The following is a 14,613-nucleotide window of genomic DNA, read 5'->3' as shown; positions in this document are numbered from 1 at the left end:
TGCCTCTATGTGGCAACGTATACAGACCGTCTGGCTCCTGCTTGTAGGGCTTCTGATGGCATTCTTCGCCTTCCAAGACATCGCTGTCTTCACCCTAGCCTCAGGCCAGGCTTGTGTCCTAGACAATTGGCGTATCTATAGTGCAGTAGATGGCTCATCGCTACACAGCGTCTGGGGCATCGGGGTACTCAGCGTGCTCACGGCACTTGGGTCGCTTGCACTGATTCTCCTCTACAAGCGACGCATCCTCCAGATGCGCCTGACCATCTTGACGATGCTCGTGATCTTCGGGGAACTCATCTACATCGCTTGGGCTAGCTGGCAGTTCTGCTCAGAGAATGATGCAAGCTTTGCCGTCCGCTTCCCCCTTGCTCTCCCGATCATCTGTCTCCCACTGCTCTACTTAGCTTCTCGCCGTATGATCTACGATGAGACGCTTGTGAGAGCCTCTCAGCGTCTACGCTAAGGATAACCGCATAAGCGAAGCACTCTCCACTCAAAGCTCTTGAGACAGGGTGCTTCGCTTCACTTTTCTCCCCCATTCATCTCAACTTCCATCATTCAGCAATCATGCAGTTCGATTCGCTTCAGGCCATCTCTCCTATTGATGGTCGCTACCGCGGGCAAGCAGAGGCTTTAGCCCAGTACTTCTCTGAGGAAGCTCTCATCCGCTATCGCGTGCGGGTAGAGATCCTCTACTTCATTGCCCTCTGCGAAGAGCTCCCTCATCTCAGAGGTATCCTAAGCGGTGGTCGTAGAGATCGGCTTCATGATATCTACCTCAGCCTCACGACCGAAGGTGCTCAGCGGATCAAGGAGATCGAGCGAATCACCAACCACGATGTCAAGGCGGTAGAGTACTATATCAAGGAGCAGTTCGATGCTCTAGGGCTGAGTGATGAGAAGGAGTTCGTCCACTTCGGGCTCACCTCGCAGGATATCAATAACACAGCCTTCCCGCTGATGATCCGTGAGGCAGTAGAGCGTGTCTTCCTCCCCGAGTTCGGTGGTCTGATCGACCAACTGCAGTTCTATGCCAACGAATGGAAGGATGTCTCTATGCTCGCTCGTACGCATGGTCAGCCCGCCTCTCCTACTCGCCTGGGCAAGGAGATCGAAGTCTATGTCTACCGCCTACAAGAGCAGCTCAAGACGCTAGAGAATATCCCTCATACGGCGAAGTTCGGTGGCGCTACGGGGAACTTCAACGCACACGTGGTAGCCTATCCCCAGCATGACTGGAAGCGCTTCGCAGCAGAGTTCGTTCGGAGCCTTGGTCTGGAACGTGAGGCCTTCACCACGCAGATCTCCAACTACGACCAGCTGGCAGCTCTCTTCGACGTGCTCACCCGCATCAATGTCATCCTCATCGACCTGGCTCGAGACTTCTGGATGTATATCTCGATGGATTACTTCAAGCAACAGATCCGTGCAGGCGAAGTAGGCTCCTCGGCGATGCCCCACAAGGTCAACCCCATTGACTTCGAGAATGCTGAGGGAAATCTAGGGCTCGCTAACTCGATCTATGGTTTCCTCGCTCGTAAGCTTCCCATCTCACGTCTGCAGCGTGACCTCACGGACTCCACTGTCCTTCGCAATGTAGGTGTGCCCCTAGCGCACAGCATGATCGCTCTGAAGAGCCTTCGCAAGGGGCTTGGGAAGGTGCTTCTCAATAAGGAGGCACTCTACCGTGACCTCGAGCACAACTGGGCTGTCGTGGCAGAAGCACTTCAGACGATCCTTCGCCGTGAAGGCTACCCCAAGCCTTATGAAGCGCTCAAGGAACTGACCCGCACCAACACGGCGATCACAGAGAAGTCCATCTACGACTTCATCGAAAGCCTCGGTGTCAGCGATGTGATCAAGGAAGAAATGCACCGCATCTCCCCACACAACTACACGGGGCTCTAATTCCCCTTTAACAGCTCAGGGCGAGCCATACCGTCCCGCCCATCCACAAGAAAGGCTCCCAGGGAACTAGCTAATAGCTAGCTCTCTGGGAGCCTTCTTTTGTGGGTCATAAGCCCCTACACTACCCTAGGGGATATCAAGCAAATAGGGACTGTCTCCCGACAGCCCCTATTCTCTGTTAACCTTAAATCTAATACCATGAAAAACACACTACAAAGATACGACATATTTTCATACTACCAAACACTTCTATACATTTCTACTAATTCGGTAGTGATTTTTCGGGTGCTCACTCCCAATTTCTCCTTCTCCTGAAGAGAGAGCAGCTTCGATCTCTGCTCTCAAATTCCGCTTATCATAAGGGTTTGGGAGGGATTATCGCTCTAGAGAAAACAACTTTTCACAAGTAAGAAAAAAGAAGGGTTGCCTCAGAAAAATTTTTCAGGCTACCTCTGAAATATCTCCCCAAGTCCCACATTTGTCTCTACAAGCATCGATTTCTGTTCTTTCTCTGCTAACTATTTCCGAAGAAGAAGGCACTCCTTTCTTTGAGGAGCGAACTCCCCCTCACGCACGAGCCCCAAGCGATTAGGCTTGGGGCTCATACGCAAGGGAGATCCATTCATTATCATCCCAAAAATCGTCCGCTAACGAAAACAACCTCTCTGTAATCTTTTGATTTACAGAGAGGCTGTACTAGTCGGTTGTACCCAGAGTGGGGCTCGAACCCACACAACCTATAGGTCAAGGGATTTTAAGTCCCTCGTGTCTACCATTCCACCATCTGGGCGACCTCACGAGGCACTTACCTAAGTAGAGTGCACTCGACTTGCCTGCAAAAGTAGCTCAAAATCCCTATATGAGCAATTACCAGCCCCCTAAGCTGCTCGCACAGATGGACTATCCTGCGTGAAAGCCCATCTCTTCCCCACCAGAGACAGAGGGAACAAAGGTTTGATGAGTTCGGGGAAAATAGCTGGGAGATATATGCACTTCAGCGGGGCGCATCTCCCTGCCCCTATCACTACTCTGGAGGCACTAGTATCCCCTCTGATGAAGCACAAGTAGTACCTCCAGAGAGGCACTACTGCTCCCTCGTTTTATGCAATATCACTCAATATGATTAAGCATAAGAGGATGCACCACCAAGGCCCAGACAAAGGGTCCAAATGAATTCCAAGCGAAAACGGATGTGGAAAGAAAGCTAGCCAATACCGCCTACCAAGGGCAATTGCATCTCAGGAAATAGGGCCCTCGTTCCTAAGGAGCGAGGGCGCTTAAATACCGAAAACACCCATCCTTTCTTATAAAGAATGGGTATCGCTGGTGAAAGTAATTCCTATGGAGGGAGAAAGATTGGTCTTACTCGGGAAGGAGTGACTCTCCGAGGTCTTGTAGCCCTTGGATAAGGTAGGGACGAGTGAGGTCCTGCGGCTTGAGCACTTGATGATCCCACGCGATGAGATCAATGTCCACTGGGATCTCGGCGGGGGATAAGCGTCGCTGCTCGGGTGTGCGCCCTGCTCGGTATTCAAGATCCTTGAGGAGTGAAGTGAATTCCTGCTGCGAGAGGTGGGTCTCCCCCACCGAGACTATGTCGGTGAAGAGAGCATCCGAGAGTCCGAAGCAGACGGGCGCAGACTCACGAGCTGGAGAGAAAGTGAGACGCTCCAGAGCAAGCAGCCCTAATTCCCTCTGAACGAAGGCTAGTCGCTGTCGAGGCTGACTATTGGAGCCGAGTGTCAAGACAAAGCGGTGGAGCTTCATGGTCGCTTAGTATCGGTATGTTGGGTGTGAACGGAGGCTTCATGGATGGAGCTGAAGAGCTCTCTTAGGAAGCCTTCGTCTAAGCCAAGCAGTCGTCCCTGCTCTAGTCGATCTTCGATGAGAGAGCGATAGCGCTCAGGCTGCACGATCGGGAGATGCCCCTCGGCCTTGATCGCTCCGATGCGTTCAGATACCTTCATCCGCTCTTGCAGTAGAAGGAGAAGCTTCTTATCCAGCTCGTCGATCTCCTTGCGAAGCCCTAAGAGACGAGTACTATCAGCAAGGGAGGCAGGGCGAATATCCTGCTCTGAAAGTAGCAGGAAGAGCGCCTCGGGAGTCAACTGCTGCGATGCGTCACTCCAAGCCTCGTCTGGCTGGAGATGGGTCTCGATCATCAGTCCTGAGAAGTTCATCTCGAGCCCCATACGGCTCACTAGGGGGACGAGGTCTCTCCTACCGGAGATATGACTAGGATCAACGAGGATCGTCAGGGCTGGATGTCTGCGACGTAGCTCGATGGGGATCTGCCAGAGAGGAGCATTGCGGTAGAAACCCTTCCCGTAGGTACTGAAGCCTCGATGAATAGCAGCGATCCGATCGACCCCTGCGCTCTTGAGACGGAGTAGAGCTCCTTCCCAAAGCTCGACATCGGGGTTAAGAGGATTCTTCACCAGTAGTGTCACATCCCGACCAGAGACAGCCTCTGCAAGCTCTGCGACAGCGAAGGGGCTCGTCGTCGTACGTGCTCCGATCCAGAAGGTATCAAGTCCAGCCTTCAAGGCTTCCTCTACATGCGTGGCCGAAGCTACCTCAGTAGCCACCTGCATCCCCAACTCTTCCTCGATGCGTCGAAGCCAAGGCAAGCCCGCTTGCCCTACCCCCTCGAAGGAACCAGGACGTGTGCGTGGCTTCCAGAGACTTGCACGGAAGAAGCGGACTCCTCCTGCCCGCAGCGCCTTGGCCGTGGCATAGGTCTGCTCCTCCGTCTCGGCACTGCAGGGACCAGCGAAGACCAAGTAAGGGAAGGAAGAAGGATAGCGAAGTGTAAGAGGACGGAATGGAGAGGCTTGCATGAAGGGGATAGAGGGAGAACTTAGGACGGAGTGTACTCCTAAGGATGAGAGGCGAGAGAGTGAGGCTCACTCCCTAATTCCTCGATGAGGCGAAGGATGGAGCGGTAGAGGACCGAGTGCCACGGATGGGCTTGAGGGGAGAGGAGATCGTTGTGCCAGAGAAGATTGAGCTCGCCATTGTAGCGGGCAGTAGTACGGATCAGGTCACTCGCTATGGCTTCAGCCTCAGCATGCTCCAGCGCCATATATCTTGGATCGCTGAGCGTGAGATCTCTTAGGATGAGCGGGTGAAGGATGAGCTCAGTCAAAAGGCGGGTGTTGGGGTTGATGAACTTCACAGGGCGACAAGTCCCAAGGCGAAAGCCTACGACATCAGCATAGCCCATCGTGTAGTCATTGCGGAAGCCCGAGAAATAGGCTTGCAGGAGATCTTCGGGTTCACAAGAGGTGAGCTTGTTGTGTCTGAGCCCACGGGGCTTCTGATGGAAGATCTTCTCAAAGAGCATGCGCTCCTGCTTGATCCGCTCAGCTCGATGCCCCGCAGCATAGCTACACTGGAGCGCTATGCGAGCCTTGTACTTAGTCCCGACGGCGAGGACACGTCGTATATAGGGCGAACGAGGATTGTAGAGGGGCTTATCCAAGGGGTGACGCGAGGGCATTCGGATGAAGAGCATGATCTGCCCTCGATCCTCTCCCAACTTGTCACACAGCTCTCGATCCCATTTGAGGAACTTAGGGTAGGTATAGTAGTCATCCTCAACGTCTGCCGAGAAGCTCAAGCGAAACGCTTCTATCAGAGACTTCTTCTCCTTGATCCAAGCACGGAGGAAGCTACGCAAGCCCCTATAATTGTAGGGACGTGCTAGGTCATGCGTGAGATTCACTTTAGAGAAGGTCTTGGGACGCTCCTCCATGCGCAGACGGTAGCGCTCAGCGATCCCCGAATCGAGCAGTATAGAGCGGAGTGCCTCGCCATACTCATCGACAATGGGGCGATGTAGGAAGCCCGCCCGATAAGGAAGGGAATTCTTGCCCAAGAAACGCCCGTGATCGTCACGCTCACTCCGACGACACATCTCCTCATAGCGTGAGACGAGGAAGTAGGCCGAGGCAATGATATCTGCGTGGATGATGAGCTGAGTACGCTCTTCATTCCACTCCTCTCGGGGCTCACCGAAAAGAATTGGGATCCCTCGCCATTCGGAGAGAGGAAGCTCTGGGAGCGTGCGGGGGGTACCGTAGTACTCCCGCTTGAAGAAGCCCGAGGGGATGATGACGATCGGGAAGAGCTTCATCTCCTCTGGGTCATCCGTATATCCGATGGCATCGAAGCGCCGCTGATAGCGGTCTTCGCCCTCACTCTGAAGCCAGAGAGGACCGACGAGGAAGTCGATGAGGTACTGCCGTATCTTCTTGCTAAGCATGGCGGGAAAGGGGATAGTTAGTTCGGATCATCGATCCCAGAGGTCGTCAAGACAGCCTCTATAGGATAGTGATCGGACTCCGATGCCGTCTTGTCGACTTCGCAGCGCAGTGCCCTGAAGGCTGGGCCAAAGAGGATGTGGTCGATACGCACAAAGAAGGGGGACGTGTGGAAGGTGATCCCAAGCCCATTGCCTTTGCTGACGAAGGCATCTTCTAGCCCTTCTCCGATCTTGTATCGTGCATAGGAGAGCGGAGTATCATTGAAGTCACCACAGACGATGACTCGCCCTGAGCCATAGTTCTGTATGAGCTCATGGATGATATTAGCTTGGATATTGTGCGAGCGGAAGGTCGGGCTGAGCTTAGCCCCTAGAGCGTCCTTCAGGCGGATGGCTTCACCTTCCTTAGCTAGACGAAGATAGTCCTCCCCATCGACACGACGCAGGCGGAAGGACTCGAGATGCACATTGATGATCAGCGTCTCCTTGCCTCGGATATCCACCTTGTAGGCTACCGCTCCATTGACCCAAGAGGGCAAAGGGATCTCCTTGGCTTCCTTGATCGGATACTTTGACAGTAGCGCTAGTGTACTTCCGCCACGATTGACACGGATCACATTGATGTACGGATAGTCCTCATCCAGATAGCTCCTTAGCGTCTTGGTCACGACACCAGCCCAAGGATTCTGATTGAGCATCGCTTCCTGGATGCAGACGATATCAGCCCCACTGCTCTTGATGTACTGCAGCGTGGCATTAGGACTCGTCTTCGTGTGGGGCTTGAAGCCGAAGGCGCAGACATTGTAGGAGAGGATGCGCAGCGACTCTTCTTCTGTGCCCAAGCTCTTCTCAGCCCTGCTGATCGGGAAGTAAACGAGGAGCTGGGGTAAGGAGATGAGCCATACCGTAGCGATGAGTAGTAGCCTACGCTTATCCCAAGCCAGAAGCCAGAAGATACTGACTACAATCTGTGCGATCAGCAAGATCGGGAAGAACAGTCCGAGGAAGGCAGGGATGATCCATGTCACCGGAGGGACATACCCAGAGTAAGCCCCTAGGAGATAGGCTCCAGAGACAAAGAGCGTCCCCACAAGGAGGAGGATCCGTGCTATACGTGAGCTGATGGTGAAGAGTGCACGAAGCTTCATTATTTACTAGCCGAGGGCGGAGATTTAGTTCTTGTCTTGGGTGGAGCTCGTATGCTGCATGAGGATGCGACGCTCAGTAGGGCTAAGGCTATGGATGCCCGAGTGTCGGATCTTCTTGAGCAGGCTATCCAGATCGGTAGTGACAGAGCTCTGTAGATGTTTTGCCTTGTGACGATAGTAGAGTCCGCAGCCTACACCGAAGAGAAGCCCACCAAGATGCGCCAGATGCCCGCCTAAGTTGCTCCGCCCTGCACTGAAGAAGATAAAGAAGAGGAGGATCCAAAGGGCAATGGGAGGAATGCGCTTCCCACTGAAGCGTAGGGTGAATAGGGACAGAACCTTGTGATCGACTGTAATTCCCGTAGCGCATACGCTCAGGATAGCAGCAGAAGCACCCTGAAGAGATAAAGGAAGGATGAACTCTGCCCCGAGGAGCTGATAGCCTAAAAGATAGGCCAAGGCACCAGCTACGATCCCTCCAAAGTAAGCCCAAAGGAAATGCCGAGCCCCAATAAACCCTTCCATCGTAGGGAGCAGGGCATAGACCAAGCACATGTTACTTACGAAGTGCAGGATGTTGAAGTGAGGCAGAGCGTAGGTCACAAAGCTCCAAGGCTGTGAAAGCACCTTATCCCACTCGGGATAGAACGAGAGGTGAAGTCCAAGATCCCACCAGCGCAAGGGTGCGATGAGAGTAGCACCCCAGGAAAGTAGTCCCAAAAGGATATAGGCAAGGGTATGCAGGATGAGTAGGCGCAAGACCACACTACCCTCCAACCAATAATCCTTGTATAGCTTATGCCAGTTCATCAGTCGTCTATCGAATGATCCCCTTCTTGCGCCAGAGATAGATGAGTATAGCCCCACCGATCATACCACCAAGGTGAGCGAAGTGAGCTACCTGTCCCCACGTATTGTGAATACCCATATAGAGTTCAATGGCTCCATAGAGGAAGACGAAGTACTTCATCTTTAGTGGAATGGCAAAGCCTATAAGGACATACGAATTGGGGAAGAGTACGCCCGAGGCTAGGAGAATACCGAAGACAGCCCCAGAAGCCCCAACGGTATTGAGCATCCCCAAGAAGGCATCCCTTGAGAGAAGTCCGCTCGAGAGCTGGACAAAGTCATAGCGCATCACCTCCTGCAGTTCGTAGTACCAGCTGAGTTCTTGTACCAGACCCGCACTGATTCCACATAAGATATAGTAGATCAGATAGCGCTTGCTTCCCCAGAAGTACTCGATACTAGAGCCAAACATGAAGAGAGCAAACATATTCGACAGCACATGATCGATCGAGGCTGTGCTGTGCAAGAACTGATAGGTGAGCAGTTGCCAGACCTCGAAGTTAGAGGCTCCGAAGTAGTGCAAACCTCCGTACTCCGCTAGGTCTATTCCACGACGGAGAAGCAGGACAGAAGTAATATAGATAAGGAGGTTGATGACGATCAGATTGCGAGTCACTGGAGGAGCCCAGCGAGTCCAGGCTGACGAAGACTGCTGCATGATGCTTGCTTGTTAATTGATGTAGCGTTGAGTATATCGTCTTAGAGAGGAGCTACTATGAATCACACGACTCTGATACTCCCCGTTCTCGCAAAGATAGCTATTCTCCAGCGCTTAGACGTGGTTTGAGGGCTCAGATACACACCGACATACACGATAAGAGCCCCCATCCCCCGAGGGAAGGACTCCAGAAGGCCCAATAAAGAGAGCCCTACGGGAAGAGGATCCCGCAGGGCTCGAAGTAATTAGGTGTGTAGTAAGAGCTCTAAGTGAGGCTCTTCTCTATCACCCTAAGAAGAAGGGACTACTTGATACGCTTGTAGCCGTAGACAGCGAGGTCACCAAGCTCTTCTTCGATACGGAGAAGCTGGTTGTACTTAGCCATACGGTCCGTGCGGCTGAGTGAGCCAGTCTTGATCTGACCTGAGTTGGTAGCAACAGCGATGTCAGCGATCGTAGCGTCTTCCGTTTCACCAGAGCGGTGAGAGGTGACAGACGTGAAGCCATGACGGTGAGCCATGTCGATCGCATCAAGAGTTTCGGTGAGCGTACCGATCTGGTTAACCTTGATGAGGATGGAGTTACCGCAGCCTTCAGCGATACCACGACGGAGGTATTCGACATTCGTTACGAAGAGGTCGTCACCTACGAGCTGGATCTTCTTACCGAGCTTGTCGGTGAGCTTCTTCCAACCTTCCCAGTCGTTTTCAGCCATACCGTCTTCGATCGAATCGATTGGGTACTTCTCTACAAGCTGGCTGAGGAACTCAACCTGCTCGTCGATCGTGCGCTTAACACCGTTTTCGCCTTCGAACTTCGTGTAGTCGTAGATGCCATCCTTGAAGAACTCAGAGGAAGCGCAGTCCATAGCGATGGTGATGTCCTTACCAGGGACGTAGCCAGCCTTCTCGACAGCCTTGAGGATAGACTCGATAGCATCTTCCGTGCCGTGGAGGGCAGGAGCGAAACCACCTTCGTCACCTACAGCCGTGCTGAGGCCACGTTCGTGGAGGACCTTCTTGAGGCTGTGGAAGACTTCAGCACCCATGCGGAGACCTTCACGGAAGGAAGCCGCACCTACAGGGCGAATCATGAATTCCTGGAATGCGATAGGAGCATCGGAGTGAGAGCCACCATTGATGATGTTCATCATGGGGACAGGCAGTACGAAGGTGTTCGTGCCACCGATGTAGCGGTAGAGAGGGATGTCGAGGTACTGAGCAGCAGCCTTAGCTACAGCGAGAGATACACCAAGGATAGCGTTAGCACCGAGGTTGCTCTTGGTCTTGGTACCATCAAGTGCGATCATCTTCAGGTCGATCTCACGCTGGTTGAGCACGCTCATACCATAGAGCTCAGGAGCGATCACGTTGTTGATGTTCTCTACAGCCTTGAGGACACCCTTACCGAGGTAGCGTCCCTTGTCTCCGTCACGGAGCTCGAGGGCTTCGTTTTCACCAGTTGAGGCACCGCTGGGTACAGCCGCACGGCCGATGATACCACAAGCAAGGTGTACGTCTACTTCTACTGTGGGGTTGCCACGAGAGTCGAGGATCTCACGCCCGACGATCTTGATAATTTCCATAAACTAGTTTGAATTAGCAAATCTATCTGATTATACTTTCTGCACAAAGATACGACGAATATATCAGACCTATTCTATTTTATTCTCTGTGGAATAAGGGAATAGGTCGAGCCTCATCGACAAAGGTATTTTTCCTTGACAAGAAGCTTGATACTTCGGCTTATTTACGGTAGCGCTTCGTCAGGTCAGAGAAGGCATCTATACGGCGATCTCGGAGGAAGGGCCACCAGCGACGTACCGACTCACTACGGGTGAGGTTGACTGGGACGACCTGGATCGTTTCCTCCTGTCCTAGCTCGCAGAGTAGCTCTCCTTGGGGCCCTGCGACAAAGCTCCTTCCCCAGAAGCGAATACCTCGAGTCTGACCCGAAGGATCCTCCTCATGACCGACACGATTGACCGTGATGACGGGCAGACCATTAGCCACGGCATGTCCACGCTGTACGAGCTGCCAAGCATCGCTCTGTCGGGTCTGCTCCTGCTCTTCGTCACTACTCTCATAACCAATAGCTGTGGGATAGATGAGGAGCTCAGCACCTGCCAGAGCCATGAGTCGTGCGGCCTCTGGATACCACTGATCCCAGCAGACGAGTATCCCCAGCGTACCGACAGAGGTCTCTATGGGCTCAAAGCCTAGATCACCTGGGGTGAAGTAGAACTTCTCATAATAGGCTGGATCATCGGGGATGTGCATCTTGCGGTACTTCCCAGCGATCGTGCCGTCCTTCTCCAGCACCACGGCGGTATTGTGGTAGAGGCCAGGAGCACGACGCTCGAAGAGGGAAAGAACGAGGACGATACCAAGCTCTTTAGCTAAAGCTCCAAACTCTTCCGTGCTGGGGCCTGGGATAGGCTCCGCCTCATCGAAGACATGGACATCCTCCGTCTGGCAGAAGTAGAGTCCGTTGTGTAGCTCCTGTAGGACTACCAGCTCTGCTCCCTGCTCAGCAGCCTTGCGGATGGCTGCCTTTAGGCGAGTCTTATTGTCGGTATGGTCGGCAGTGTTAGCCTGCTGAATGAGGCCAACCTTTAGGATACGCTTCTCGTTCATTAGTTCCACTTATTCTTATTGATAAATCCCTTGGGGAACTGCATCGTAGCACAATGCAAGCTCCCATGCTGGTAGATCAGGGCACGACTATCTACACCTACGATAGTGTGCTCGGGCAAGGCCTTGCGCAGGCGCTCTAGAGCCACTTCATCCGAAGGTACACCATAGGTTGGGACGAGCAGTGCCCCATTGACGAAGAGGAAGTTGGCATAGGTCGCAGGGAGACGCTCGCCTTCTTCGTCGTAGATCGCAGGGGGCAGAGGGAGCTCCACGAGCTGGTAGGGTTTATCCTCGAAGGTACGGAAGTTCTCCAGCTCCTCACGCATTCTGCGAAGAGCATGGTAATGGCTATCACGCTCATCATCGCACCCGACATAAGCGATCATCTCGGGCGAGAGGAAGCGAGCAAGCGTATCAATGTGCCCATCGGTATCATCCCCTTCCAGCTCACCATTCTCTAGTGCAAGGAGACGCTTTCCGCCCAAGATCTCAGAGAGGTGGGTGCGCAGGACTTCTTCGTCGACTCCCGCATTGCGGTTAGGCTCGACGACGACACTCTCCGTCGTGAGGAGCGTCCCCTGTCCATCAGACTCGATACCCCCACCTTCGAAGACGATGCTTAGGGCATTGACATAGGAGACATCTGAGGAGAAGGCTCGAGAGAGGTAGAGGGCACGCGAGACGAGGTTATCTCGGTCTGCGGCGAACTTCATCCCCCAGCCATTGAAGGTAAAGTCTACGATCAGTGGGCGTAGCATACCGTCTGCTTCGTGGTAGTGGAGCGAGAGGGGCGCATAGTCACGGCACCAAGTATCATTGCACTCCATCTCGAGGAGGAAGAGCTGATGCTTACGAGGTTTGTCGCCGAGGAACTGGCGGACATGCTCTGTATCCTTAGCGAGGATCAAGAGATCCTCCCACTCTAGGATAGCTTCAGCGATGCCACGGTAGCAGGCTTCGATCTCGGGCAGACGGGAGACCCAGTCCATATCAGCATTGGGCCAAGAGAGGAGGACGAGATCTTGCTCGGCCCACTCGGGGATCAGGGTAACTTCAGGGGCTATATTCATTTGTTCTTATTTCGGAGGTCTAATTGGATGAGTTGTGCTCTTAGCTCTTCCCAGAGGCTAGGGACAGCAGTCTCAGCACTTCGGTCGAGGCCTGCAAGTGCAGCCTCACGAAGCCCCGTAGCAGCGAGGAGCATCTGCGGAGCTTCGGGATGTAGATGGATATCGCCACCTAGACGAGCAAGATCCTCGGGATGGATGTCATAGCCTGGACGGGGATAGACATGCAGTGGAGTCGTAGCGAGCAGACGCTCGTAGTCATACCAGCGCTTTAGGAGCTGGAGATTGTCACTTCCGATGAAGAGCGAGAAGCGACAGTCAGGATGCAACAAGCGCAGGGCTCGCAGCGTATGGACGGTATAGTGCGGTGAGGGAAGGATGTCCTCAAGGGTCACCAGTCTCAGTCGGGGCTCATCGGCGATGGCCCTGCGGATGTAGTCGGCACGCCACGTAAAAGGGAGCTGAGAGGCTAGTGACTTCAGCGGATTTACTGGGCTAAGCACCAGCCACACCTCTTGGCAGGGCAGACTCTCGAGGGCATAGCGGATGAGTCGCTGATGCGCTCTGTGCAGCGGGTTGAATGAGCCGAAGTATAGGCAGACTTCCCGAGGCAAGATCTTCGTCACTAATTGTGTAGACAAGCTAGATATTGACGGGGAGGCCAAGGGTACGCTGTGCGAGCTCGATCTCTTCGGGCTCACCCGTATGCTTGCCATCCACGTCGCTTAGCTTAACACAGGGATGCCAGCGTTCCTTCTCCGTCATCTTACACTTCCAGAGCTTCATGACGATATTCATCGGACGGACACCATTGCCCACATCGTTGGAGAGGTTGGTACCGATACCGAAGCTAGCACCGATACGCCCCTTACAGTAGTTAGCGATCTCGATGGCACGCTCGGGGTCAAGGCTATCAGAGAAGATGATGTACTTGATGGTAGGATCTACTCGGAGCTCTCGGTAGCGGGTGATGACCTTCTCGGTGAAGGACAGAGGGTCACCACTATCATGGCGCAGGCTGGTGAAGAGCATAGCGTGCTTCTTACTGAAGTTGCGCATGAAGACATCTGTCGTATAGGTATCGGTCAGCACCGTCCCTAGGTCACCGTCGTAGACATTGATCCAGTCCTCCATCGCCATATAGTTAGCCATCTTGTAGCCAAACATCGCCCCATGGAACTGGATCCATTCATGAGGATGCGTCCCCGAGACTCGAAGACCATGCTTATAGGCAAAGTAGACATTACTCGTGCCGAAGAAGTTGTCTCCCGAATGCTCCTTCAGCAGCTTCGTCACTAGATCCTCAATCGCCGCACTGAAGCGTCGACGCATGCCGAACATCGAGAAGGTGATATTCGCCTCGGACAGTTGCTTTGCCTTGCGGATGATCGTCTCCTCCGTATAAGCTAGATCGGGCTGCTGGCCCATGATCTGGTAGTAAAGTTCGCTCACGAGTGCGAGGATGGGAGTCTCCCACAGCGTCACACGATAGAGCAACCCCTCTGCGACGATGGAGAGGTACCCTTCTTCGTCTTGAGTGACCTGTAGCTCCTCGGGATCGAAGCGGAAGCCTCGGACAAAGTCGATATAGGTCGGGGGAAGGTAAGGGAGCTCACGGGAGAGGAAGTTCGCCTCATCCTTCGTCAAGGCGAGTTCGGACATCGCCTGAAGCTCCTTCTTCAGAGCATCTGCAAAGCCCTTGGGATAGCGGGTCTTTCCCCGATCAATGAAGCGAAACTGCCCGTAGGCACGTGGGTAGAGCTTAGAATAAGCGTAGCTCGTAGTGAACTTATAGAGGTCAGTGTCTAGGACACTCTGGATGATCGGCATAGTCTATTGTCACTTAAGGTGAAGAAGGCTCCTCGTTCGGTGGGAGCATTATGAGGCAAAGATAACCCAAACTAGTGACTCAGCCACCCCCATCAACCCGCCTATGAGGCAATGGAAAGATGCCACGCTCTACAACCCTTCGGAGGAGGCTCGCTGGAGGGGCAAAAAAGAGACCTACGGTAGGTCGCTCCAAAAACCTACTGTGGGTCGCATCGACGACCTACCGTGGGTCGTCAAGGCGACCTAC

The 14,613-nt window shown here is 53.5% G+C and carries 13 protein-coding genes and 1 tRNA gene; 2 read left to right on the top strand and 12 right to left on the bottom strand.

From position 1 onward, the window contains the following. Positions 1–7: 7 nt before the first annotated feature. Both Q0336_RS05615 and purB read left to right on the top strand, forming a co-directional pair. Positions 8–466, top strand: coding sequence for a DUF4293 domain-containing protein (locus Q0336_RS05615; protein WP_298526506.1), 459 nt, complete (start codon positions 8–10; stop codon positions 464–466). 104 nt (positions 467–570) lie between these two features. Beyond that, positions 571–1,911, top strand: a complete 1,341-nt coding sequence (purB, locus tag Q0336_RS05610; RefSeq protein WP_298526505.1) for an adenylosuccinate lyase — start codon at positions 571–573, stop codon at positions 1,909–1,911. Positions 1,912–2,618: 707 nt separating this feature from the next. On the opposite strand, the gene Q0336_RS05605 is transcribed toward purB, so the two are convergent. From Q0336_RS05605 to pncB, 12 genes are all read right to left on the bottom strand, one after another. After that, positions 2,619–2,701 (bottom strand) — tRNA-Leu (locus Q0336_RS05605). A gap of 572 nt (positions 2,702–3,273) precedes the next feature. Then, positions 3,274–3,678 carry a 2-amino-4-hydroxy-6-hydroxymethyldihydropteridine diphosphokinase gene (locus Q0336_RS05600; protein WP_298526503.1) on the bottom strand — a complete coding sequence of 135 codons (405 nt, stop codon included), beginning with the start codon at positions 3,676–3,678 and terminating at the stop codon, positions 3,274–3,276. Further along, complete coding sequence (locus Q0336_RS05595; RefSeq protein ID WP_298526501.1) at positions 3,675–4,751, bottom strand: bifunctional 3-deoxy-7-phosphoheptulonate synthase/chorismate mutase type II; 1,077 nt, start codon at positions 4,749–4,751, stop codon at positions 3,675–3,677. Before Q0336_RS05595 ends, Q0336_RS05600 begins: the two co-directional genes overlap by 4 nt. Before the next feature lie 38 nt (positions 4,752–4,789). Next, positions 4,790–6,178 (bottom strand): polysaccharide deacetylase family protein, encoded by a 1,389-nt coding sequence (locus Q0336_RS05590; RefSeq protein ID WP_298526499.1) that lies wholly within the window; start codon positions 6,176–6,178, stop codon positions 4,790–4,792. A gap of 17 nt (positions 6,179–6,195) precedes the next feature. Next, positions 6,196–7,326, bottom strand: coding sequence for an endonuclease/exonuclease/phosphatase family protein (locus tag Q0336_RS05585; RefSeq protein WP_298526497.1), 1,131 nt, complete (start codon positions 7,324–7,326; stop codon positions 6,196–6,198). 24 nt (positions 7,327–7,350) lie between these two features. Continuing rightward, complete coding sequence (locus tag Q0336_RS05580; RefSeq protein WP_298526495.1) at positions 7,351–8,136, bottom strand: rhomboid family intramembrane serine protease; 786 nt, start codon at positions 8,134–8,136, stop codon at positions 7,351–7,353. Positions 8,137–8,143: 7 nt separating this feature from the next. Then, complete coding sequence (locus Q0336_RS05575) at positions 8,144–8,833, bottom strand: rhomboid family intramembrane serine protease (protein ID WP_298526494.1); 690 nt, start codon at positions 8,831–8,833, stop codon at positions 8,144–8,146. 304 nt (positions 8,834–9,137) lie between these two features. Next, on the bottom strand, positions 9,138–10,418 hold the full coding sequence (eno, locus tag Q0336_RS05570; RefSeq protein WP_298526492.1) for a phosphopyruvate hydratase: 1,281 nt from the start codon (positions 10,416–10,418) through the stop codon (positions 9,138–9,140). A gap of 160 nt (positions 10,419–10,578) precedes the next feature. Continuing rightward, positions 10,579–11,469, bottom strand: a complete 891-nt coding sequence (locus Q0336_RS05565) for a carbon-nitrogen hydrolase (protein ID WP_298526490.1) — start codon at positions 11,467–11,469, stop codon at positions 10,579–10,581. Beyond that, positions 11,469–12,539, bottom strand: coding sequence for an agmatine deiminase family protein (locus Q0336_RS05560; protein ID WP_298526488.1), 1,071 nt, complete (start codon positions 12,537–12,539; stop codon positions 11,469–11,471). The genes Q0336_RS05565 and Q0336_RS05560 overlap by 1 nt, the downstream gene beginning before the upstream one ends. Next, positions 12,536–13,177, bottom strand: a complete 642-nt coding sequence (locus tag Q0336_RS05555; protein WP_298526486.1) for a nicotinate-nucleotide adenylyltransferase — start codon at positions 13,175–13,177, stop codon at positions 12,536–12,538. The genes Q0336_RS05560 and Q0336_RS05555 overlap by 4 nt, the downstream gene beginning before the upstream one ends. Position 13,178: 1 nt before the next feature. Then, positions 13,179–14,366, bottom strand: coding sequence for a nicotinate phosphoribosyltransferase (gene pncB / locus Q0336_RS05550; RefSeq protein WP_298526484.1), 1,188 nt, complete (start codon positions 14,364–14,366; stop codon positions 13,179–13,181). Positions 14,367–14,613: the final 247 nt, after the last annotated feature.

It is taken from the genome of uncultured Porphyromonas sp. (assembly GCF_938039215.1).
GTDB lineage: Bacteria > Bacteroidota > Bacteroidia > Bacteroidales > Porphyromonadaceae > Porphyromonas.
The sequence above is the reverse complement of the archived record's forward strand: the minus strand, read 5'-3'. Positions and strand labels throughout refer to the sequence as shown.